We start from the raw sequence: 20,597 nt of genomic DNA, 5'->3' as shown, positions 1-20,597 counted from the left end.
TTAGTAATGATAGCATTGCCTAATGTTGGTGTCTGTCTGTCACCTCTCCTACTCGCGCGATGGGTGCGGTGAGTAGGAGAGGTTAGCTCACATAAGACTTCAAATACTGCGCAGTCACAGTATCGGCCTTGTCGATCATCTCCTGTGGCATCCCGGAAAAAGCAACGCGCCCGCCAGCAGAGCCTGCCTCGGGGCCCATGTCTATCACATGGTCGGCGTGGGCGATTACTCCGAGATGATGCTCCACACAGATCACGGTTTTGTTCGCGTCGACGAGGCTATCCAATAGGGCAAGGAGCTTATCGACGTCCGCCAGATGCAACCCTGTGGTCGGTTCGTCCAAGATGAAAGTGGTGGCTTTCTCGGCCAAATGCGATGCGAGCTTGAGGCGTTGGCGCTCGCCGCCTGACAAAGTGGTCAGCGGCTGGCCAAGAGTGATGTAGCCGAGTCCGACGTCGACAATTCGCTTGAGAATCTTTGCTGCGGCTGGGACTTTGGCTTCCGCTGAGGAGAAGAATTCCAATGCCTCCTTGGCGGGCATGGTCAAAACAGTGGCAATATCCTTGCCGCCAAAGTGGTAATCGAGGACGGAGTCGTCGAAACGCCGCCCCTCGCAGACCTCGCAAGGAAGGTCAACACCAGACATAATCCCCAGGTCGAGGTACACCACGCCCGCACCCTTGCAATTGGCGCACGCGCCTTCGGAATTAGGAGAGAACAGCGCGGGTTTCACACCGTTGGCTTTTGCAAAAGCCTTCCTAATGGGCTCCAGGGTGCCCGTGTACGTGGCGGGGTTTGAGCGGCGAGACCCGCGGATAGGAGACTGATCGACCATGACGATGTTATCGTTTTTGGGCAGCGATGCGATTAAGGAATACTTTCCCGACCCAGACACACCAGTAACCACGGTAAGCACTCCCAACGGAATATCTGCATCAACATGGTCGAGGTTGTTCAGAGTGGAATCGCGGACCTCGATGACTCCGCGAGAAGCGCGGACGCTGGCTTTGGTGGTGGTGCGGTCGTCGAGATGCTTGCCAGTGATCGTTCCCGATGTTGTAAGTCCTGCCAAGGAACCCTCATATTGCAGTATGCCGCCCTCGCTACCTGCGCCCGGGCCTAGATCAATAATGTGGTCGGCGATCGCGATGGTTTCAGGCTTGTGCTCCACAACAAGTACGGTGTTGCCTTTGTCGCGAAGTTCCAGGAGCAGGCGATTCATCCGCTCGATGTCGTGCGGGTGCAGGCCGGCGGTGGGCTCATCAAAGATATACGTGACATCGGTGAGCGCGGACCCCAGATGGCGCACCATCTTTGTTCGTTGTGCCTCGCCGCCAGAAAGGCTGTTTGCGGGACGATCTAAGGTGAGATAGCCCAGGCCGATCTCGACGAAACTTTCCAAGTTGTGCTGAATCGCTTCCAACAATGGGGCAACTGATTTATCAGTGACACCGTGCATCCACTTCGCAAGATCGTGGATCTCCATCTGGCATAGCTCAGCAATGTTTTTCCATTGATCTTGGATTCCAAAGCATGGCGAGCCAGTCGTGTGCCGCCGCATTCGGGACACGCGATGAAGGTCACGGCGCGGTCGACAAACTCGCCTATAGCTTTTTGCATCGACTCGCGATCTTTGCTCAAAATAGACTTTTTCACCCTGGGGACAAGGCCCTCGTAGGTGTAGTTGAAGCCGCTGAACTTGGCCTTTGTCGCCTCCTGATAGAGCAGCGAGTGTTTTTGTTTTTCGGTGAATGCATCGATGGGCTTGTCTGCCGGATACAGCCCTGTTTCCGCGAAAGTCTTCCACACCCAGGAGCCCACTTTGTAGCCGGGGACGAGGAGGGCGCCGTCGTTAAGCGATAACGACGTATCCACCAACTCAGACATATCAATGTCGCTCACCCGGCCCATGCCCTCGCACGTGGGGCATTGTCCGCCGGTGCGCTTGAAGTTGACGTGTTCTTTCTTCCCCTCTCCTTCGGAGATCGCGCCGGAGGCCTGGACGCTAGGAACATTGAACGAGTACGCCCCAGGCCCTCCTACGGACGGTTGTGCGATTCGGGAGAACAGAATGCGAAGCATCGCGGTGGCGTCTGTTGCCGTCCCTACTGTGGAGCGTGAGTTGGTGCCCATGGGGTCTTAATCCACCACGATGGCCGTGGTGATGCCCTCTAGGCCGTCTACGTCCGGCCGTGCCAATGTGGGCATAAAGCCTTGGACGAAGGTGGAGTAGGTCTCGTTAATGAGTCGTTGCGACTCCGCGGCGATCGTGCCAAACACTAACGACGACTTTCCAGATCCCGAGACACCTGTAAAAACGGTGAGCTTGCGTTTGGGGATGTCTACGGTAACGCCGCGAAGGTTATTTTCATGTGCACCGATGACTCGGATGAATTCTTGGGACATGAGGCAGTTGCTCCTAGGGTTAAGACGCTGAGTGGGAGGAGCCAGATCGGCAAGAGGGGCTAATGAATCTGGGGTGAAAATACGAAGAATCAGCATACGCAGCGGATTATGTTGATGCATCACAAAAATTGACCCCGATAAGAATACTCATCGGGGTGGAGTGTGATCGGGGCGCGCGTCTAGAAGCGTTTAATGCTTCTTCTTATGCAACGCACGGTGAATTGGCTCAACGAGAGCTACGATGATGCCGCCTAGTAGAAGGCCGAAGATCAACGAGCATGTTGTTTCTGCAATCCAGCGGACAAACTTACCTAAGTGCTCCACGTGGTGAACAACATCATGGATCACATTATGCGGAAGGTGCCACCACCCAAGTTCTGCAAGGCCGGCGACCACGATATGCCCGCCCACCCACAACATGGCCAGCATTCCGATAATCGAAATCGCATTGAGCACCTTGGGCATCGCCGTGACGAGTCCTCTGCCGAGTCGCTTGGCACCAGCCGAGTCGCGCGTGCCAAGTTTTAGCCCAAAGTCATCCATCTTGACTAGGAGGGCAACCGCTCCGTAGACAATTGCAGTGATAAAAATTCCGACAGTGATAAGAACTGCGGCTTCCATCCAGATGCTCTTGTCGGCTACTTCATTCAGCGAGATAACCATGATCTCTGCAGAAAGGATGAGGTCAGTGGTAATCGCGCCTCGGACGAGAGTGTTCTCGTCTTTATTGCCTGCTTCTTCCTCACTCGCGTGCTGCTTGCCGGAGATCATTTCCCAGACTTTTTCTGCGACCTCAAAGCACAGGTAGGCACCTCCGAGCATAAGGATAGGAGTGAGCAGACTCGGAGCTATGGCGTTGAGCAACAACGCTATGGGCAAGATGATGAACAGCTTGTTAACGATGGACCCTTTGGCAATACGCCAGATGATAGGAAGTTCCCGAGCGGGCGCTACTCCTTTGACATATTGCGGGGTCACCGCGGTGTCATCGACCACCACGCCTGCGGCTTTGGCACTCGTTTTTGCGGCTGCTGCTGCAACATCATCAACGTTGGCGGCAGCGGCTCGGGCGATAAGGGCTACGTCGTCGAGAAGGGCAGCGAGGCCACCAGCCATGAGAGAATCCTAACAAGAGAGGGAAATATAGAAATTCCATCGTAGCGGGGAACCCCGCCATCTACCCAACAGAAAAACAAAGGGGGATAACCGTCTTGTGGTGCTGTGAAGTGGCATAAGGTCTAGATCATGCACATCGTTATTATCGGCGCCGGGGTGGTTGGCGGATACTTCGGCGCTTTGCTTCATGAAACTGGAACAGACGTTACTTTTGTGGCTCGAAATGAGAGCTTGCGAGCACTAAGAAGCAGGGGACTGCGCATTCATACTCCCGAGGGACTTCGAGACGTTCCCGTACAGGCGGTGTCTTCTCTTTCAGAAATAGAGTCGGCAGACATCCTTCTCCTAGCCACGAAGACGCTTTCTGCTCCCGAGCTGCCAGAAGCACTGCCTCGCGGTGCCGTGCTGGTGACCACACAAAATTCTGTGGAAATGCCACAGATAGCTATCGACGCCTTTGGCCCGGCTTCAGTGATCCCAGGCGTGGTGCGCAGTTTCCTTACTAGGAGGGGGCCTGCGGAAGTCGAATTCACTGGAGGCGTCCTGAGCTTTACCTTTGGCTCGGTAGACCCGGCAACACAGGACACTGTCAATGAATTGCAGCAGGCTTTAGCTAAGGCGGGCATCGAACCGATTGTTCACCCCGCGGTGATGGAGGACATTTGGGCAAAGCTATGTTTGTCACGTGTTTTGGTGCGCTAGGTGCCCTTGTGGAGAAGCCTTTGGGCGACGTTCGCACAACATACCGTGCGGATTTAAGAAACTTAATGCGGGAGGTTGAAGAGGCCGGACATGCATTAGGAATTGATCTTCCCTCGGATGTTGTGGAGACCACGCTTGCGTTCGCAGATCCTCAGGCGGCTCACGTGACCAGCTCCATGCAAAGAGATATTCTTGAGGGCCTTCCTAGCGAGTTGGATGCTCAAGTGGGAGCTGTGGTGCGGATGGCGGAGCGCGGGGGTAGGGAAGCACGAATGCATCGCCTGATCCTTGATGTTCTTTCCCACCGATAGAGGTAAACTGTCCCGCGCGCATAAGCGCACAGAGGAAACGGGTGCTTAAGGGGCGATACGCCTTGAGCTGAGATGGGCCGCTATATGTTGCGTCGTAAAGCCCAAACCGTAGGAACCTGATCCGGATAATGCCGGCGATAGGGAGAAAAACATGAGTACATCTGTATCTTCATCTGCTTCCGCGCGCGCGTCCTGGCGCGTTGTGGATATTGTTATTGCTTCAGTCCTGGGCATTGCCTGCGGATTGATCTTCTGGGCTTGGAACTCCGTTGGATACGCGTGGTATCAGGCGGCCAACGCACTTACTCCTGGACTAGGAGGTATTGCCACCGGCATCTGGCTGATGGGTGGCGTGATCGGTGGGCTTGTTATTCGTAAGCCTGGCGCTGCGGTATTCGTGGAAGTTCTGGCGGCTGCAGTCTCCGCAGGAATCGGAAATCAATGGGGGATTGAAACGCTGTATTCGGGTCTAGCGCAGGGCTTGGGGGCAGAACTGATTCTGGCTGTCTTTTTGTATAAGCGTTTTGGCGTGGTCGTCGCGATGCTTGCGGGCGTGGGCGCTGGAGTCGGCGCATTCATCCTCGAGCTCTTCCTTAGCGCAAATTACGCCAAGACACTTGCGTTTAATCTGACGTATTTAGGGGCGATGGCAGTCTCCGGTGCGATTTTAGCGGGACTCGTGAGCTACCTCTTGGTCAAAGCGCTTGCCTCAACTGGTGCTTTAGATCGCTTCGCCGCAGGTCGGGAAGCTCGCGCGCGGGTGTAACGCTCTCGCTCGGCTCGCACTCAGCTCGTGCCATGAGTTTTCCGCGCGTGGCACATAGCTGGTTACGCGACTAGGAAAGGGAATGTCGTTTTTGAGAACACAAGAAAAGCTGTCCTGCGCTTTTATGCGTGACGTACGCTCTACCGTTCTCAAAAACGACAATGATGGCCTTTTCGCGTCATCATCTCTCCGCGCGTCCCAACGATGAGGGCGGTTGCCGCGTTGGCTGGGCTGGGCCATATGCGGTTGGACTAAAAGCACTGTTCCCAGCACCGCCTTGTTGATTAGGAAGATAGGAATGCCTCCTCAGATTTATGCCCGGGATTTTGGGTACCGCCACTCAAGTCGTATCAAGCATGCTTTGCAGGGCATCAATTTTGAGGTGGAGCGTGGGGAACGCATCCTCCTACTCGGGGCGTCGGGCGCGGGAAAATCCACGTTACTTTCTGCTCTGGCAGGAGTGCTAGGTGCCGATGAGGGGGAAAGCGAAGGCCTACTAGAAGTCAATGCGACGCCTGGGATGGTGCTGCAGGACCCGGATTCGCAGGTTATTTCCTCGCGAGTAGGAGATGATGTGGCGTTTGGCTGCGAAAACCTCCGCCTTCCTAGGGGCGAGATATGGCGTCGCGTGCCTGTTGCCTTGGACCACGTTGGATTGCAGCTGCCTCTGGACCACCCCACCGCGTTGCTGTCGGGAGGCCAAAAACAGCGGCTCGCACTTGCCGGAGTGCTTGCTATGGGCGCCGATTTATTGCTTCTCGACGAACCCACCGCCAACCTGGACCCACAGGGGGTGCGCGACGTGGTGGCAGCAGTGGAAACCGACGCGGATGCCACGAACGCCACTGTAATAATTATTGAGCACCGCGTGGATACGTGGCTCGCATTTGTTGATCGCATCGTCGTGCTAGGCGATGACGGAAGCATCATCGCCGATGGCCCTGCGGATACTGTGATTTCTCAGCACGGGGAAGAACTCGCGCAAGGAGGCGTGTGGGTGCCGGGCAACGACCCCCTCCTACCCGCGGCACAACCGGTGAGCTCATCGGAAGAACACGCACTGACCACGCATGATTTAGCCGTGGGCTGGGATTCTCCGCTACGCCACTCGCTGGACCTTGCCATACCTAGGGGCTATTCGACTGTGCTCACCGGGGCCAACGGCGCTGGAAAAACAACGACCTTGCTCACCCTCGCAGGACTACTTCCGTCCCTAGGAGGGGAAGTACGGGTAGACCCGGCAATCGCCGGAAAGCTCGGCCCCCACCCTTATACATGGTCCTCGACAGCGCTTGCTACCCGTATGGGATATGTCTTCCAAGATCCTGAGCACCAGTTTGTGGCTAAAACGGTGCGCGAGGAACTTCTTGTCGGTGCCCGAGGGTCGAAAACGTCCCAAGACGAGGCGCGTCGTCGCGCTGACTCTCTCCTAGCGACGCTCCGCCTGGATCACTTGGCGGAAGCGAATCCTTTTACGTTGTCTGGGGGACAAAAACGACGGCTTTCTGTGGCTACCATTCTGGTGAACACACCTCACGTGGTGTTTTTAGACGAACCGACTTTTGGCCAGGATCGCCGCACTTTTACCGAACTCGTTCTGCTCTTGCGCCAACTCACGGCGGACGGAACCACGGTGGTATCCATTACCCACGACCCGCTGTACCGCGCGGCGCTAGGAGACAAGGAGATTCAGCTATGAACCTCATCAAGGACGTCAACCCGGTCTCTCGCGTCCTCGGCCTTGCCTTGTTTACCACGCCTCTTTTGATCAGCGTGGATATTGTGTCCGCAGCTATTGCGGTGATGTTTACAGTGGTGTGTGCGCCCTGCGTTGGGGTGAGCTGGCGAGTGCTGGCGCGGCGCGGTCTTTCTATTTTCATTGCTACGCCAATAGCTGGGCTCTCGATGGCCCTATACGGCAGGCCCGAAGGCCACGAGTATGCGTCTTTTCTTTTTGCACATGTGACGGATAATTCTTTGAGTCTTGCCGCGGCGATCATGGTGCGTGTGTTAGCTGTAGGGCTGCCGGTCATTGTGTTGCTGACAGCCATCGATCCCACGGAACTAGGAGATGGGCTTGCTCAGGTGCTCAAGCTACCGTCTCGATTTGTCATTGGGGCAGTGGCCAGCACCAGGCTTATCTCGCTGTTTCGTCGGGATTGGCAGTCGCTGCGCCGGGCGCGCCGGGCGAGGGGGTTGGATGACAAAGGCCGCATGAAGACCGCTTTTTCTGTGACGTTTGGCCTGCTTGTTTTAGCGTTGCGACGCGGCGCGAAGCTGGCGACGGCGATGGAGGCTCGGGGTTTTGGCCGGTATCCGGATAGGACATGGGCGAGAACCTCAACTTTTGGGCGTCGTGACGCCCTCCTAGTCGCGGCATGCGGTGCGATGTCGACAGTGGCGATTGCGGTTTCGGTGTACACGGGCAGTTTTAGGTTCTTGGGCGCATGATTGTGCTTATCGACGGCCCCTCTGGTTCCGGAAAAACCACACTCGCTAGGAAGCTGGCGGGGATTTTGGGGTTTGAGCTGGTGCACCTTGATGATATTTACCCAGGCTGGCATGGCCTTGCTGAGGGGTCGCGGATTGTGGCCGAGGAGGTGTTGGGCGAGGCCGCTGGGTATTGGCGGTGGGATTGGCAGCATCACCGGCGGGGCGAGTGGGTGCCTGTGCAGGCTAAGAACCTGGTGATCGAGGGGGTTGGGGCGATCACGAGGGAGACGGTGGCGGCGTCGAAAAGCAAAGGCTATGTTTTTAGCGTTGTCCTTGACGGCCCGGAATCGTGGCGGAAAACGCGGGCCTTGGCGCGCGACCCTGAGTATGGACCGTGGTGGGACATATGGGCGGAGCAGGAGCAGGCTCATTTTGCAAAGATCCCGGATGCGGATGTGCGGTTATGGCTAGGAGAGGCATGATTATCAGAATCGCGGCAGTTGTGTTTTTTAACGAGGGAAAAGTAGCGAGTGTACGTAAAAGAAAAACCGACTTTTTATGCTGCCTGGCGGAAAATTGGAGAAGGGGGAGGAACCTGTGGCGGCGGCGATTCGGGAGATCGCTGAAGAACTACATATCCGGATGCGTGCTGATGAACTAGAAGCAATCGGACGCTATCAGGCACCAGCTGCCAACGAGCCGGGGGCGACCGTTGACTGTGACGTGTTTCTCTATAGCGAGGAGGAAAAACCGCACACCGTGTACGAAGAAATTGCAGAAATCGCGTGGTTCGGACTCGACAGCGGTTCTGAGAGGTTAGCCCCACTGTCCCGAGATGTGGTTTTTCCTGCCCTGAGGGGGTAAAAATTCTACCCCCATTTGGTAACAAGATAATAACTTTAAAATCATATGGGGAAACTCACCATTCGTCTGACGTGCAGGTAGAGGGTGAGAAATTTTTGCAGAAACTATAAGCGGACAGTTTTAGTGACCTGGGCACGTCCGTAACCCTTATGTGTGATATGCGTCACGGACTAGGAGTTCGTGCAAGCAATGACCCGTTTCCGGTTGGAGACTATTGCGAAAGATGTTCGTCATCCCCTGGGAGGTCGTAAATGACGCTTAAGAAGACTCTCGCCGTTGGTATGTCCGCGGCCCTTGCTGTGAGCCTAGCTGCTTGCTCCTCGGACTCCTCTGGTAGCAAGTCCGGTAAAAACTATGTTCTGGCTAACGGCTCGGAGCCGCAGAACCCGTTGATTCCTGCCAACACCAATGAAACTGGTGGCGGGCGCATCGTGGATGTTATTTACTCGGGGTTGGTTCGCTATGACTCGGATGGCAAGGCACATAATGAGCAGGCCGAGTCGATCACCCTTGAAGGTGATCGAACATACAAAGTCACCTTGAAAGACGGACTGAAGTTCTCGGACGGAACTCCCATCAAGGCAGAGAATTACGTCAAGACGTGGAATTACGCTGTGGCTAATGATCAGCGCAATGCCTCTTTCTTTGAGCTTGTGAAAGGATTCGGCTCCGGCGTAAAGGAGCTTGAGGGGCTGAAGGTCATCGATGATAAGACCTTCAGCATTGAGCTTTCCCAGCCCGTGTCGGATTTCCCGCTCGCCTGGGATATAGCGCGTACTTTGCGCTTCCAGATGTGGCGTTTGATGACATCGCGGCCTTTGGTGAAAAGCCCATCAGCTCCGGTCCTTACAAGGTTGCAGAGTGGAACCACAACGAGTCCATCACCCTTGTGCCCAATGAGGAGTACACCGGGGATCGCAAGGCTAAGAACGACGGCGTGAAGTTCACGTTCTATTCTTCTCAGGATGCTGCGTATTCCGATCTCCTGGCCGGTAACCTCGACGTTCTCGATGTCGTTCCGGACTCCGCGTTTGGCACCTTTAAGAGTGAACTCGGCGAGCGCGCTGTTAACCAACCGGCTGCGGTTTTCCAGTCCTTTACTATCCCGCAGAAGCTTGAGCACTTCTCGGGTGAGGAAGGCGTGTTGCGTCGCCAAGCTATCTCCCTGGCGATTAACCGCGAAGAAGTAACCAAGGCTATCTTCCAGGAAATCCGTACCCCAGCTAAGGACTTCTCCTCCCCAGTCGTCGATGGCTACAAGGAAGGGCTGTCCGGAAGCGACGTAGCCAAGTTCGACGCTGCCAAGGCAAAGGAGCTGTGGGCCAAGGCCGACGCTATCTCGCCATTTACCGGCGAGTTCACCATCGCCTACAACTCTGATGGCGGACATCAGTCGTGGGTCGATGCGGTAGCTAACCAGATCAAGAACAACCTGGGAATTTCCGCATCAGGCAAGCCATACCCAGACTTCAAGTCTTTGCGTGACGAGGTCACTCACCGCACTATCAAGGGCGCATACCGCACCGGCTGGCAAGGCGACTACCCGCTTCTCGGCAACTTCCTCAGCCCGCTTTACGCCACCAACGCTAGCTCCAACGATGGCGACTACTCCAACCCTGAGTTTGACAAGAAGCTTAACGACGCTGCCGCAGCTTCCTCCGTGGAAGAAGGAATCAAGCTTTACCAGGAAGCAGAAGAGATCCTCTTCAAGGAACTTCCTGCTATTCCTCTGTGGTACTCGAATGTGACCGGTGGCTACTCGCAAAACGTAGACAACGTGGTATTCAGCTGGAAGTCCGTTCCTGTGTACGAACAAATCACCAAGGGCTAAAACCCACCGTCATAGAGACGTTTGTTGCTTGGCCCCGCGTGGACTCTGCGCGGGGCTCAGCCATCGTTAATAAGCTTTAAGGAAATTGCATATGTTGCGCTATGTTGGGCGCCGCTTGCTCCAAATGATCCCAGTGTTCTTTGGTGCGACACTCCTGCTCTACGCACTCGTATTCCTCATGCCTGGCGACCCCGTCGCAGCCCTCGGCGGAGACCGTGGTCTGACGGAAGCTGCCCGGGCACGAATCGAGGCGGAATACAATCTAGATAAGCCATTTATCATCCAATATCTGCTGTATACAAGGGCATTTTCTCCCTTGACTTTGGTACCACCTTCTCCGGTCGCCCTGTTGCGGAAGCCATGGCACATGCCTTCCCCGTGACCATAAAACTTGCCGTCATGGCGCTTATCTTTGAAGCTGTCTTTGGCATCTGCTTTGGCGTGATCGCAGGAATGCGTCGCGGCGGAATCTTCGACTCCACCGTGCTCGTCATGTCCCTCATCGTCATTGCAGTTCCATCGTTTGTGATTGGTTTTGTTTTCCAGTTCTTTGTTGGCGTGAAGTGGGGGGATTCTGCCGGTAACCGTCGGATCGAACACATCGATCACGTCGCTCCTCATGCCAGCGATCGTCCTAGGGGCGCTCTCCTTTGCTTATGTGGTTCGCCTTACTAGACAGTCAGTCTCAGAAAACCTGCGGGCAGATTATGTGCGCACCGCGCGGGCGAAAGGCCTAAGTGGCAGAAACGTGACCATGCGGCACGTCTTGCGTAACTCGCTGATCCCCGTAGCCACCTTCCTAGGCGCTGATCTTGGCGCACTTATGGGCGGAGCTATTGTGACCGAGGGAATCTTTGGCATCAATGGTGTTGGCGGCACGGGCACGATGTATCAGGCAATCCTCAAAGGCGAGCCCACCACAGTCGTGTCCTTTACCACGGTCCTCGTGATCGTCTATATCATCGCTAACCTCGTCGTGGACTTGATCTACGCCTTGCTCGACCCGAGGATCCGCTATGCATAATCACAATATTTTCCAGCCTCATCCTGGGCAGGAGCACTTCATCGCAGATACAGACGAGACAGGCTTGGGTGCTGTCGACGCAGTCGCCGACGAGTCTGCCCCCACCTCCACGTGGGGCGAAGCATGGAAGTATCTGCGCCGCCGCCCACTGTTCTGGTTCTCCGCCGCGTTGATTCTTACCGCAGTGCTTCTCGCCGTAATTCCGCAGCTGTTCACGTCTACGGATCCCGGTTTTTGCGAGCTATCCAAATCCTTGGCAGACCCGACAGAAGGACACCCCTTTGGCTTTGATCGCCAAGGTTGCGACATCTATGCACGCATGATTTACGGCGCGCGGGCATCTGTCGCGGTAGGTGTGTTTACCACTCTTGCGGTAGTGATCATAGGAACCGTTATCGGAGCTGCAGCTGGTTTCTTTGGTGGCATCCTGGACACCTTGCTGTCTCGACTTACTGACATTTCTTTGCCGTCCCCCTCGTCCTCGCGGCGATTGTGGTCATGCAGATGTTTAAGCAGGAGCGCACAGTCATAACGGTTGTGGTGGTACTCGCTATGTTTGGCTGGACCAACATTGCCCGCATCACCCGAGGCGCCGTGCTGTCGGTCAAAAACGAGGAATTCGTTACTGCCGCTCGTGCGGTAGGGGCATCTAAGTGGAAGATCCTCAGCAGCCATATTCTGCCTAATGCTGCGGCCCCGATTATCGTGTACGCGACGGTGGCGCTAGAACGTTTATCGTGGCAGAGGCCACTCTGTCCTTCCTAGGCATTGGCCTTCCACCGAATATCGTCTCGTGGGGCGGAGACATTGCTAAGGCCCAAGTGTCGTTGCGTACTCAGCCCACGGTGCTGTTTTATCCGGCGGTAGCGCTCGGTGCGACAGTCTTGAGTTTTATCATGATGGGCGACGTAGTCCGTGACGCCCTTGATCCGAAGGCTAGGAAGCGATAAGAGCCATGAGTGAAAATAATAATGCGCCGCTTCTAGAGGTGAAGGATCTACAAATCTCCTTTACCTCCTCAACTGGCACTGTCGACGCCGTCCGTGGCGTCAACTTGACCATCTATCCCGTCCAGTCGGTGGCCATCGTGGGCGAATCTGGCTCGGGTAAATCCACCACCGCAATGGCGATCATCGGACTGCTCCCTGGAACTGGAAAAGTAACGGGCGGCCAGATCTTGTTTGACGGAAAAGACATCACAAAACTTTCCGACAAGCAGATGCAATCCTACCGAGGCTCGTAGATCGGCCTTGTCCCTCAAGACCCTATGAGCAGCCTCAATCCTGTGTGGCGCATTGGCACGCAGGTAAAAGAGTCGCTCAAAGCAAACAATGTGGTCCCGGGTTCTGACATGGATACTGCGCGTCGCAGAGCTTTTGGAGGAAGCAGGGCTTCCCGACGCCCACCGCCGCGCGAAGCAATATCCGCACGAATTTTCCGGAGGCATGCGCCAGCGAGCCTTTATCGGTATCGGTTTGGCTGCGCGTCCCAAGCTGCTCATTGCCGACGAGCCCACCTCCGCCCTGGATGTGACGGTACAAAAGCGCATCCTGGATCACCTGGGTGGACTCACTCAGGATTTGGGAACCGCAGTTCTCTTTATTACTCATGACCTCGGATTGGCGGCTGAGCGTGCCGAACACCTCGTGGTGATGCACCGCGGTCGCGTCGTTGAGTCTGGCCCCAGCCTCCAGATTCTCCGCGACCCGCAGCATCCATACACCAAGTGGTTGGTTAAAGCGGCGCCTTCCTTGGCTTCTGCCCGCATTCAATCGGCGCAAGAACATGGAGTGGAAAGCTCCGAGATCCTCGCTTCTGAAAAGACGGACAGCAAAGAGATCATCCGGGTAGAAAATCTCACCAAGATTTTCGATGTTCGCGGTCAGCGTGGGAAAAAGCTGAGCTGCGCGCTGTCGACGACGTCAGCTTCTCCCTCAAACAAGGAACGACCCTCGCGTTAGTAGGAGAGTCGGGGTCCGGTAAATCAACCGTGGCCAATATGGTCCTCAACCTTATCGACCCAACCTCAGGCAAGGTCTACTACAAGGGCACGGACCTATCCACGCTAGGAAAGAAGGAACTCTTTGCGATGCGGCGCAAGCTGCAAGTAGTGTTCCAAAATCCCTACGGCTCATTGGATCCAACGTATTCAATTTTCCGATGCATCGAAGAACCGCTTGTGGTGCATCAGGTAGGAAATCGCAAAGAGCGAGAGAAACGCGTGGCCGACCTCCTAGACATGGTGGCTATGCCGCGTTCGGCCATGCGACGCTATCCCAACGAACTCTCCGGCGGGCAGCGCCAACGCATCGCCGTAGCTCGTGCGCTGGCACTAAACCCTGAGATCATCGTTTTGGATGAGGCGGTCTCCGCCCTGGACGTTCTGGTTCAGAACCAGATCCTGCAGCTGCTGGCCAACCTGCAGTCCGAACTCAATTTGAGCTATCTGTTTATCACCCATGACCTAGCCGTGGTGCGCCAAACCGCGGATGAAGTTGTGGTGATGCAAAAAGGACGCGTGGTGGAGCAGGGGACGACCGACGACCTCTTCCTAGCGGCGAAGGAAGAATATACGCGTAACCTCATTGATTCTGTTCCTGGTCTGGGTGTGGAGCTCGGCACCGGGATGTAGTTACCGCCGTTGGCTCTGCTGTCACTAGGAGAGGGGATTCCTTGCGAATCTCCTCTCTTTTTCATTTAAAGCTTGCAATCTCGATGGTTACTCGGTAACTTTTACTCATGGTTACCGAGTAACCATCTCTTTGGTAACAAGAAACTTTGCAAAGAAGGCAACCGTATGACCATTCGGCACTCGCTACTCAGCCTCCTAGCGGCTAAGCCACGGCCAGTAGGAGAGTTGCGGACGCAATTTCATGAACTCACGCAACACACCTGGCCCCTCAACATCGGTCAGGTATTTCAGACAATCCAAAGACTAGAGCGCGACGACTTTGTCGAGTCCCTAGGAGAAGTAGAGGGCAGCACAGGACATACCGCGCAGGTGTATGGCATTACCTCTCACGGGCGGGACGAACTGGAGACATGGTGGAGTACTCCCACGCTGCTTTCTAAAAATCAGCGCGATGAGCTCGTCATCAAAATTGCGATGGCTCAAGCCACCAATGCTTCGGGAGTAGGAGAGATGGTGCAGCGGCAGTGGGAAGCGGTGATGCTGGAACTTCGCGACGTCGTGAAGCAAAAAATGGCACTCGCACCGCAACGCACCGCGGCCCGCCTCCTACTGGAGAGACGAATATTCAATCTTGAAGCAGAGTCGAGATGGCTTGATTACATAGAAACTCTAGAGATCCCCGCAGAAGGAAAACAATAATGATGACCCAACCAGCAGCATTGATCTTGGATAATATCGGCAAAATTCATGATGATGGTTCTCACACAACGGTGACTCTCGATTCTGTGTCGCTTACCGTAGAGCCCGGCGAACTCGTCGCAGTTATGGGACCATCAGGGGCTGGAAAAACAACGCTCCTTAAATATTGCGGGAACCCTGGACACTCCTACTCGTGGGCGCGTGCTTATCGACGGCTGCGACACCAGCGGATTCAGCGCCAAAGAACGCGCCCGCGTGCGACGCGAATCCGTCGGCTTCGTCTTCCAAGACTTCAACCTCATTCCTACTCTCACTGCCTCCGAAAACGTGGCTCTTCCACTTGAGCTCGGCGCCATGACTAGGAAGGAGTGTGAGGAACAAGCCCTCGCAGCGTTGGAATCCATCGGCCTTCCTAACGTGGGCGATTCCTTCCCCGCGGAGCTTTCTGGCGGTGAGCGGCAGCGCGTTGCCATCGCGCGTGCTCTTATCGGCAATCGTCGATTATTGCTTGCCGACGAACCCACCGGCGCCCTCGACACCACCACCGGCGAGGCGATCATGGCTGTGCTGCGGTCGCGCATCGACCAAGGCGCAGCCGGCCTCCTAGTAACGCATGAGCCAAGGTTTGCCGCATATGCAGATCGCACGGTGTATTTACGTGACGGAAAATTGCAGGGGGCTCAATAGTGACTTCGCTTTCTAGGCGCCTGGCAGGGCGCGAGCTAACTACACACAAAATTCGATCAGGTGTAGCGATTTCTCTTTTCGCACTGCCCATCGTAGTGATTTGTGCTTTTACCAATGCGCTATTGGGATTCTCGGCCTATTCCTACGAGAAAGATCGCCTTCCTAGCACCTATGTGAACATCAATAACACCGTCTGCTCAGGAGAAGAGGAAAAAGACGCAACCTGGTGTGTGCGAGACCGTGAGGTGCTGGATAAACCAGATGTTGAGCGTTTTAAGAACCTTGCCTCCGGCATAGCCGATACATTTAGCCCGGTGTGGCAGCTCGACACGTCGGTCGCTAGCTCCTATGGTGCGGATATCCGTCTTGCACTGAGGACTGCTCCGCAGGAGAAAGGCGAACCGCACGTGCCAGCGCGCGGTGAGATAGCGCTGAGCGACAGCGCTCTCTCCCTCCTAGGCAAGGGAGTAGGAGAGAAGGTGAGGTTTGTCCCTTGGGCAGGTGCACAACCTTTAACCCTCACCATCGCTGAGGGAACCGATGACAGGTCCTCCAACGTGGTTGGCATTGTCAACAAAGAAGACATTAATGTCGCACAGTTCGGCAGTGACGCAGAATTGGTAAGCGCACGGCTTCCTCAAGAGGTTTCCCTTGCGTGGGTTTCGTCGCAAGTGTTAGACGAGGACACTGGCCAAGAGGACAATGGAGTCTCGGTTCGTAGTGTGGATCAGTATGAGGTCCCATCGAGGTACGCGTCCTTCCTCTTCTCCTACGTAAATGTTACGGCTTCTACAGAGAAATTCTTTATGTTTGTGTCGATGGGGGCGCTTGCGGTTATTTTGATCGCGAGTATCGTTGGCACGGTTTTCGCAGTTGCTGCGCGGCGGTCAATCCGTTCGACTGGATTGCTGGCCGCAATCGGTGCAGATCCACAGCAACTGAGGCAGATTATGTTGTGGCAGGGTGCAATCGTAGGATTCCTGGGTTCCTTAGTAGGAACGGTGGCTGGTCTAGTCCTCGGCGCAGTCCTCCCATGGATCTTTACGGAGGCTCATGTCTTCGGTTTCGCTTGGGATATTTCGCTTCTGTCTGTTGCGGTCGCAGTCATTGCAGGTCTTTGTGCAGCTCTGATGCCCGCGATACGCAGTGCCTCAATGGAGCCTGTTCAAGCGCTGGCGGAGGGGGCGTCGACACGCATTGTTCGCTTACGACCGCTCTACCTCGTAGGACCAGCACTTGGTGCTTTGGGGTTGATAAGCATTATGCTTTCGGATCCTGAGAAGCCGGTGGGGGCGTGGTCTGTGATAGTTGTTATCGGTGCGATTGCATCGGCGCCGGCCACAATCCTCTTCCTAGCGAGGTTCGGTCGCCGCACGCCGCTGAGCATGAGGCTGGGGCTGCGCGATGCACTCCGGAACATGCCCCGGACAGGTCCTGCGGTTGGCGCGATCACTGGAACAATGATGATATGTGCCGTTGTATTCCTCAGCATCACCGGTGGCCCCGTCAATCTAACGCCGCAATCGCATGTCAACGCTATCCGGATCACAGCGAACAAAGCGGTGGCTTCGGACGCCAGCCCTTATGCGGCAATTATTAAGGAAAAGCAAACAAAGCATTCCGCACCATTGCGTGTCGACGAATACTCTCCTTATTACTCCTCGCAGAGGGGAGGCCCCGTCGAAATCAACGTCAACCCTCCTACTAAGTACGTGAGCGGGGCGGGGTCAAGGCCTTCAGTGTTGGATTCCTTTAGCACCTTCAACAATTGGGATAATGGAATCGCTGTTCATGTGGTGACGCCATCAGTAATAGGCATGCTGGCCGACAACGAGTTGAAGAGCCTTAACAAAAAAGACCTCAACCGGTTGGAAGAGACGATCGCTCATGGCGGGGCAGTGGCCTTTAATCCTAGCCTCGTGAAATCGGGAAAAATCAGCGTGGATATCACAAAGAAAATGACTGATGAGGAAGATAGCCGCCACGAACTTCTGGCGATGGCCGTGCCAGGCGCTCACACCAACGCCATAGTGATCTCCCCGGAGACTGCGCGGTCCTTGGGCTCAGCAGCAGTATTCCAGGCGTCGCACTTGGTAGGAGGATCAAAGCTTAGCTGGTGGGAGACTCTCAACCCAGATTATTCCGGCGAAGGCTTTGCTAGCGTCACGGTGTCCAAGCAGTCGGCATCGCAAGATCGCTTTGGAGTGACAATTGCGATGTTCCTATCGTGGGTGCTGTGCTTTGGCCTCATCCTCCTCCTAGTGGCGTTGGCGAGCTTTGAGACTCGTCGTGAAGTCATCACGATGTTCTCCCTAGGAGGGGAGAAGAGACTGATTCGACGATTCAGCGCGATGCAAGGGCTCTTCGTCGCACTGGTAGGCGCAGTGGGAGCTATAGCGTGGCTGCTTGCGCTAGAGTTTGCCGAATCCATTCGTCTACACGGTGACTACATTCCGTTCAGGGTGTTTGATATTCCTTGGATAGTGGTTGGTGTTCATGCAGTGGGGGTTGTCTTTGTCGGCTGGCTGACAGGATACCTCTACGGGGTAAAGCGGGGTCGCGACTATGACTCCTTAGTCCCTAGGCGATAGAAGGGAGCGAGGCCCTCACCAAGAAACAGGTGAGGGCCTCGTTATATGTGTATTAAGCGTGAGTGAAGAATCCAATCCGCATGGGATTGTTAGTGGCTGCCGAAGGGGAGCGGGAAACTCGGCAGCGGGATGACGGTGGGGAAGGCAGTGGCGTCGATAAGCGGGCTAGGAGCATCCGAAGCGTGTGGTATAGGCGCCCCGCTTACGGCTGAAATCCACTCGGCGTGCTCTGCGACAGGCGTGTACCAGCCGACCGTTCCGGTATGGCTGGTCATGCTGAGAACTCCGACCACAGCGTTGCCCTCCATCAGTGGGCCGCCGGAATCGCCTTGGCGGAGAATTCCTTGGCTGATCCATTGCTCAATTAAGACGGCCTGACGGTCGGGGCCAGGAACGTTGGTGACACGGCGCTGTGTTGTAGCTTCTGCCCACTGCGCGTGGCCGTGGCCGATCCCGCCCCGGCCTGCGGCGATAGTTTTTTCACCAAAAGACAGGTTGTTGCTGGAAAGCGTCATCTGGGCTGTGCCGGAGGGTCGATCGAGTTTGATCAACGCAATATCTGCGGCGGGATGGGGAATTTGTTCGACAGCTCGGAAGACCTGGCCGCCGACGCCGATAGTTGATGGGCCTGCGCCAAGGCAGTGGCGAGCGCTCAGTACCCATTCGGGAGAGATGAGAGCTCCTGTGCATTGCTGCTCTCCTAGTCCCACGTAGGCGAGACTAGGTTGGTTGCGGTGCCTCCGACGACTGCGTGGCTAGGAGCAACTATTCCTAGCGAGAGAGCGACGGCGGTGGTGACAGCGGATAATCGGCGAAAAAGCCGCATTTAGAGAATCTCCTCTATTACTTCCGTGGGACGTGCAAGGCGTACGCCTTTATCCGTTGATACGATCGGCCGTTGAATAAGCCGGGGGTGTTTTACCATCGTAGCAATGAGATCGTCGTCGGAAGTTTCTGGCGAGAGGCCCAGGTCTTGGTAGAGCTGTTCGTTTGTTCGTATCGCCTCGTGGGGGCTCAGCCCTGCTTTGTGTAGGAGGTTGCGGAGAGTGTCCTCGCTAGGAGGGGAAGAGAGATAATTAATGACCTGCACATCGTCGTGCCCCCGATCCTGCACGAACTCCAGTGCAGCGCGCGACTTAGAACATTGGGAGTTGTGGTAGATGGTGATCATGGTGCAGGTTCCAGCTCGACGGCGTCGGCCCATTCTAAGTCGTAGCCTAGGGATGCAAGCCAGCTCATGGGGTCGTCGTTGTAGCGGGTTATTCCTTCGACGGCGAGAAGGGTCGCGTCAATCGCGCGCTCGGCTTCTTCAGCGGTGATGATGCCGGCAGAGGTTGCTGCTGCGAGTTCGTCGATGTCTACAACTTTGACGGGTTCGCCTGTCACGGAGATGAGGTCGACATACAAGTCGCGGGTGACCCACATGTTGTCTTCGCGGGAAATGTCGGCGACATCAAAGTAGAAATCTTGACGTTCGTCAACGCCTTCGCGGAAATGGAAGATGTTGGCGCGCAATCCCAAGTTGGGGAGGAGCCAGGACTCTAGGTATCCAAATTTGGGATGGTCGGCGCCCCGTGCCATGTATAGACCGAAATCAGTGGAGTGAAAGTCATCTACGCGTCGCTGAAAACCTTTGGGGTCGATATTGGTCATCGACAATGGGTCGAAGGTTTCCTTTTTCACTGGATGCAGTTCAACCATTATTTCACCTCGAAGAGTGCAGCCGTGGGTAGGAAGGTGCAGGGGCTTGCTTCGGTGGCAATAGTCCCCTCGATGAGTGCAATGACGCGCCCCTTCCCCGTATCAGCGGTTCCAGATACGGTGCTAGGCCCATCCGGGTTGATCCCGTGGCCGGCAAGGCGAGTGCTTCCGCCTTGCAGCGTGGAAAGGTTAAACCAGTGGACGTTCATTGCTTGATGCTCGTTGGGACCGAGCTTCCCAGTTCCTAGCGCGGTAAACACAAAGGCAGTTTCGCCTTCTTTCGCTCCCGGTGCTGGAATCTCTGCGGGTCCGGGGACCGCGATTGCTGATCCGGTAGCAGTGAGCTGGCCGCTGATGCAGCGCCCTGCGATGCTTGGCCAGAGGAACTGGTTGAACTGGGGGCCGTTGTCGGGGACCTTGATGTCACCCTGTCCGGTTCCCTCGATGAAGGCCACGGCTGCGAGTAGCTGGTCGCGGATCGGCTCAGGCAGGGTGTTGGCAAAGTCTTTCGCTTTGCTTAGTGTCTCGGCGTTGGGGCGTCCGAATTGGTCCAGGGGAAGCCAGGAGGAAAGGTTGATCGTCGAGGAGGACGACAAAAGGGGCGCTGCCGGCAGCGGTTGCGCAGGCATAGCAGTCGCACCACCAACGGAGGTGAGGGTGCCAGTAGCCGCGAGAAGCGTTGCGGTGATGGCGTGGGTAATTCGGCGCACGTACAGCCTTCCTAGCTATTGGATTTGTTATTGCCTTATAGAGAGATGCGTTGAGCGGGTGAAGGGCGTCGATAAGCACAATAGCAAGTCACAATAATCACAAGAGTTTACTCGAATAACAGTA

Annotated in this window: 10 protein-coding genes and 9 pseudogenes; 13 read left to right on the top strand and 6 right to left on the bottom strand. The window is 55.7% G+C overall.

Annotated elements, in window-relative coordinates; genetic code table 11:
- Positions 1 to 82: 82 nt before the first annotated feature.
- Both ET810_RS10560 and ET810_RS10555 read right to left on the bottom strand, forming a co-directional pair.
- Positions 83 to 2,406, bottom strand: a pseudogene (locus ET810_RS10560) (ATP-binding cassette domain-containing protein).
- A gap of 189 nt (positions 2,407 to 2,595) precedes the next feature.
- Positions 2,596 to 3,522, bottom strand: a complete 927-nt coding sequence (locus ET810_RS10555; protein ID WP_087453731.1) for a DUF808 domain-containing protein — start codon at positions 3,520 to 3,522, stop codon at positions 2,596 to 2,598.
- Positions 3,523 to 3,651: 129 nt separating this feature from the next.
- Between ET810_RS10555 and ET810_RS10550 the strand changes: the two are divergent.
- From ET810_RS10550 to ET810_RS10490, 13 genes and pseudogenes are all read left to right on the top strand, one after another.
- Positions 3,652 to 4,535 (top strand): annotated as a pseudogene (locus tag ET810_RS10550) (2-dehydropantoate 2-reductase).
- A gap of 151 nt (positions 4,536 to 4,686) precedes the next feature.
- The gene (locus tag ET810_RS10545) at positions 4,687 to 5,301 is read left to right on the top strand and encodes an ECF transporter S component (RefSeq protein WP_087453732.1); all 615 of its coding nucleotides are present in this window, start codon (positions 4,687 to 4,689) and stop codon (positions 5,299 to 5,301) included.
- Between the two features lie 298 nt (positions 5,302 to 5,599).
- Positions 5,600 to 7,000 carry an ABC transporter ATP-binding protein gene (locus ET810_RS10540; protein WP_087453733.1) on the top strand — a complete coding sequence of 467 codons (1,401 nt, stop codon included), beginning with the start codon at positions 5,600 to 5,602 and terminating at the stop codon, positions 6,998 to 7,000.
- Entirely contained in the window at positions 6,997 to 7,752 is a 756-nt protein-coding gene (locus ET810_RS10535; RefSeq protein ID WP_134316020.1) for an energy-coupling factor transporter transmembrane component T family protein, read from the top strand. The genes ET810_RS10540 and ET810_RS10535 overlap by 4 nt, the downstream gene beginning before the upstream one ends.
- Positions 7,749 to 8,216, top strand: a complete 468-nt coding sequence (locus tag ET810_RS10530) for a nucleoside/nucleotide kinase family protein (RefSeq protein ID WP_087453735.1) — start codon at positions 7,749 to 7,751, stop codon at positions 8,214 to 8,216. The genes ET810_RS10535 and ET810_RS10530 overlap by 4 nt, the downstream gene beginning before the upstream one ends.
- Positions 8,213 to 8,598, top strand: a pseudogene (locus tag ET810_RS10525) (NUDIX hydrolase). The gene ET810_RS10530 and the pseudogene ET810_RS10525 overlap by 4 nt, the downstream one beginning before the upstream one ends.
- A 251-nt stretch (positions 8,599 to 8,849) precedes the next feature.
- Positions 8,850 to 10,429: pseudogene (locus ET810_RS10520) on the top strand (peptide ABC transporter substrate-binding protein).
- A gap of 91 nt (positions 10,430 to 10,520) precedes the next feature.
- Positions 10,521 to 11,453, top strand: a pseudogene (locus tag ET810_RS10515) (ABC transporter permease).
- A pseudogene (locus ET810_RS10510) lies at positions 11,446 to 12,403 on the top strand (ABC transporter permease). The pseudogenes ET810_RS10515 and ET810_RS10510 overlap by 8 nt, the downstream one beginning before the upstream one ends.
- A gap of 5 nt (positions 12,404 to 12,408) precedes the next feature.
- Positions 12,409 to 14,085, top strand: a pseudogene (locus ET810_RS10505) (dipeptide ABC transporter ATP-binding protein).
- A 165-nt stretch (positions 14,086 to 14,250) separates the two neighbouring features.
- Positions 14,251 to 14,784, top strand: coding sequence for a helix-turn-helix transcriptional regulator (locus tag ET810_RS10500; protein WP_134316019.1), 534 nt, complete (start codon positions 14,251 to 14,253; stop codon positions 14,782 to 14,784).
- Positions 14,784 to 15,471 (top strand): annotated as a pseudogene (locus tag ET810_RS10495) (ABC transporter ATP-binding protein). Before ET810_RS10500 ends, ET810_RS10495 begins: the two are co-directional and overlap by 1 nt.
- Positions 15,471 to 18,062 carry an FtsX-like permease family protein gene (locus ET810_RS10490; protein ID WP_134316018.1) on the top strand — a complete coding sequence of 864 codons (2,592 nt, stop codon included), beginning with the start codon at positions 15,471 to 15,473 and terminating at the stop codon, positions 18,060 to 18,062. Before ET810_RS10495 ends, ET810_RS10490 begins: the two are co-directional and overlap by 1 nt.
- An 89-nt stretch (positions 18,063 to 18,151) precedes the next feature.
- On the opposite strand, the pseudogene ET810_RS10485 reads toward ET810_RS10490, so the two are convergent.
- From ET810_RS10485 to ET810_RS10470, 4 genes and pseudogenes are all read right to left on the bottom strand, one after another.
- Positions 18,152 to 18,888, bottom strand: a pseudogene (locus ET810_RS10485) (S1 family peptidase).
- Positions 18,889 to 19,233: an arsenate reductase (glutaredoxin) gene (gene arsC / locus ET810_RS10480; protein ID WP_087453737.1), complete on the bottom strand. Its 345-nt coding sequence runs from the start codon at positions 19,231 to 19,233 to the stop codon at positions 18,889 to 18,891.
- Complete coding sequence (locus tag ET810_RS10475) at positions 19,230 to 19,763, bottom strand: ribonuclease FAU-1 family protein (protein WP_087453738.1); 534 nt, start codon at positions 19,761 to 19,763, stop codon at positions 19,230 to 19,232. Before ET810_RS10475 ends, arsC begins: the two co-directional genes overlap by 4 nt.
- A complete protein-coding gene (locus ET810_RS10470) occupies positions 19,763 to 20,473 on the bottom strand; it encodes an Rv1157c family protein (RefSeq protein WP_134316017.1) in 711 nt (236 codons plus the stop codon). The genes ET810_RS10475 and ET810_RS10470 overlap by 1 nt, the downstream gene beginning before the upstream one ends.
- Positions 20,474 to 20,597 lie beyond the last annotated feature (124 nt).

It is taken from the genome of Corynebacterium silvaticum (assembly GCF_004382825.2).
Classification (GTDB): Bacteria; Actinomycetota; Actinomycetes; order Mycobacteriales; family Mycobacteriaceae; genus Corynebacterium; species Corynebacterium silvaticum.
This window is presented reverse-complemented; position numbering and strand designations above follow the sequence as displayed.

Bases quoted from the DNA above. Each gene is read 5' to 3' on its own strand.
- ET810_RS10555 (WP_087453731.1), bottom strand. From the start codon at position 3,522: ATGGCTGGTGGCCTCGCTGCCCTTCTCGACGACGTAGCCCTTATCGCC.
- ET810_RS10545 (WP_087453732.1), top strand. From the start codon at position 4,687: ATGAGTACATCTGTATCTTCATCTGCTTCCGCGCGCGCGTCCTGGCGC.
- ET810_RS10540 (WP_087453733.1), top strand. From the start codon at position 5,600: ATGCCTCCTCAGATTTATGCCCGGGATTTTGGGTACCGCCACTCAAGT.
- ET810_RS10535 (WP_134316020.1), top strand. From the start codon at position 6,997: ATGAACCTCATCAAGGACGTCAACCCGGTCTCTCGCGTCCTCGGCCTT.
- ET810_RS10530 (WP_087453735.1), top strand. From the start codon at position 7,749: ATGATTGTGCTTATCGACGGCCCCTCTGGTTCCGGAAAAACCACACTC.
- ET810_RS10500 (WP_134316019.1), top strand. From the start codon at position 14,251: ATGACCATTCGGCACTCGCTACTCAGCCTCCTAGCGGCTAAGCCACGG.
- arsC (WP_087453737.1), bottom strand. From the start codon at position 19,233: ATGATCACCATCTACCACAACTCCCAATGTTCTAAGTCGCGCGCTGCA.
- ET810_RS10475 (WP_087453738.1), bottom strand. From the start codon at position 19,763: ATGGTTGAACTGCATCCAGTGAAAAAGGAAACCTTCGACCCATTGTCG.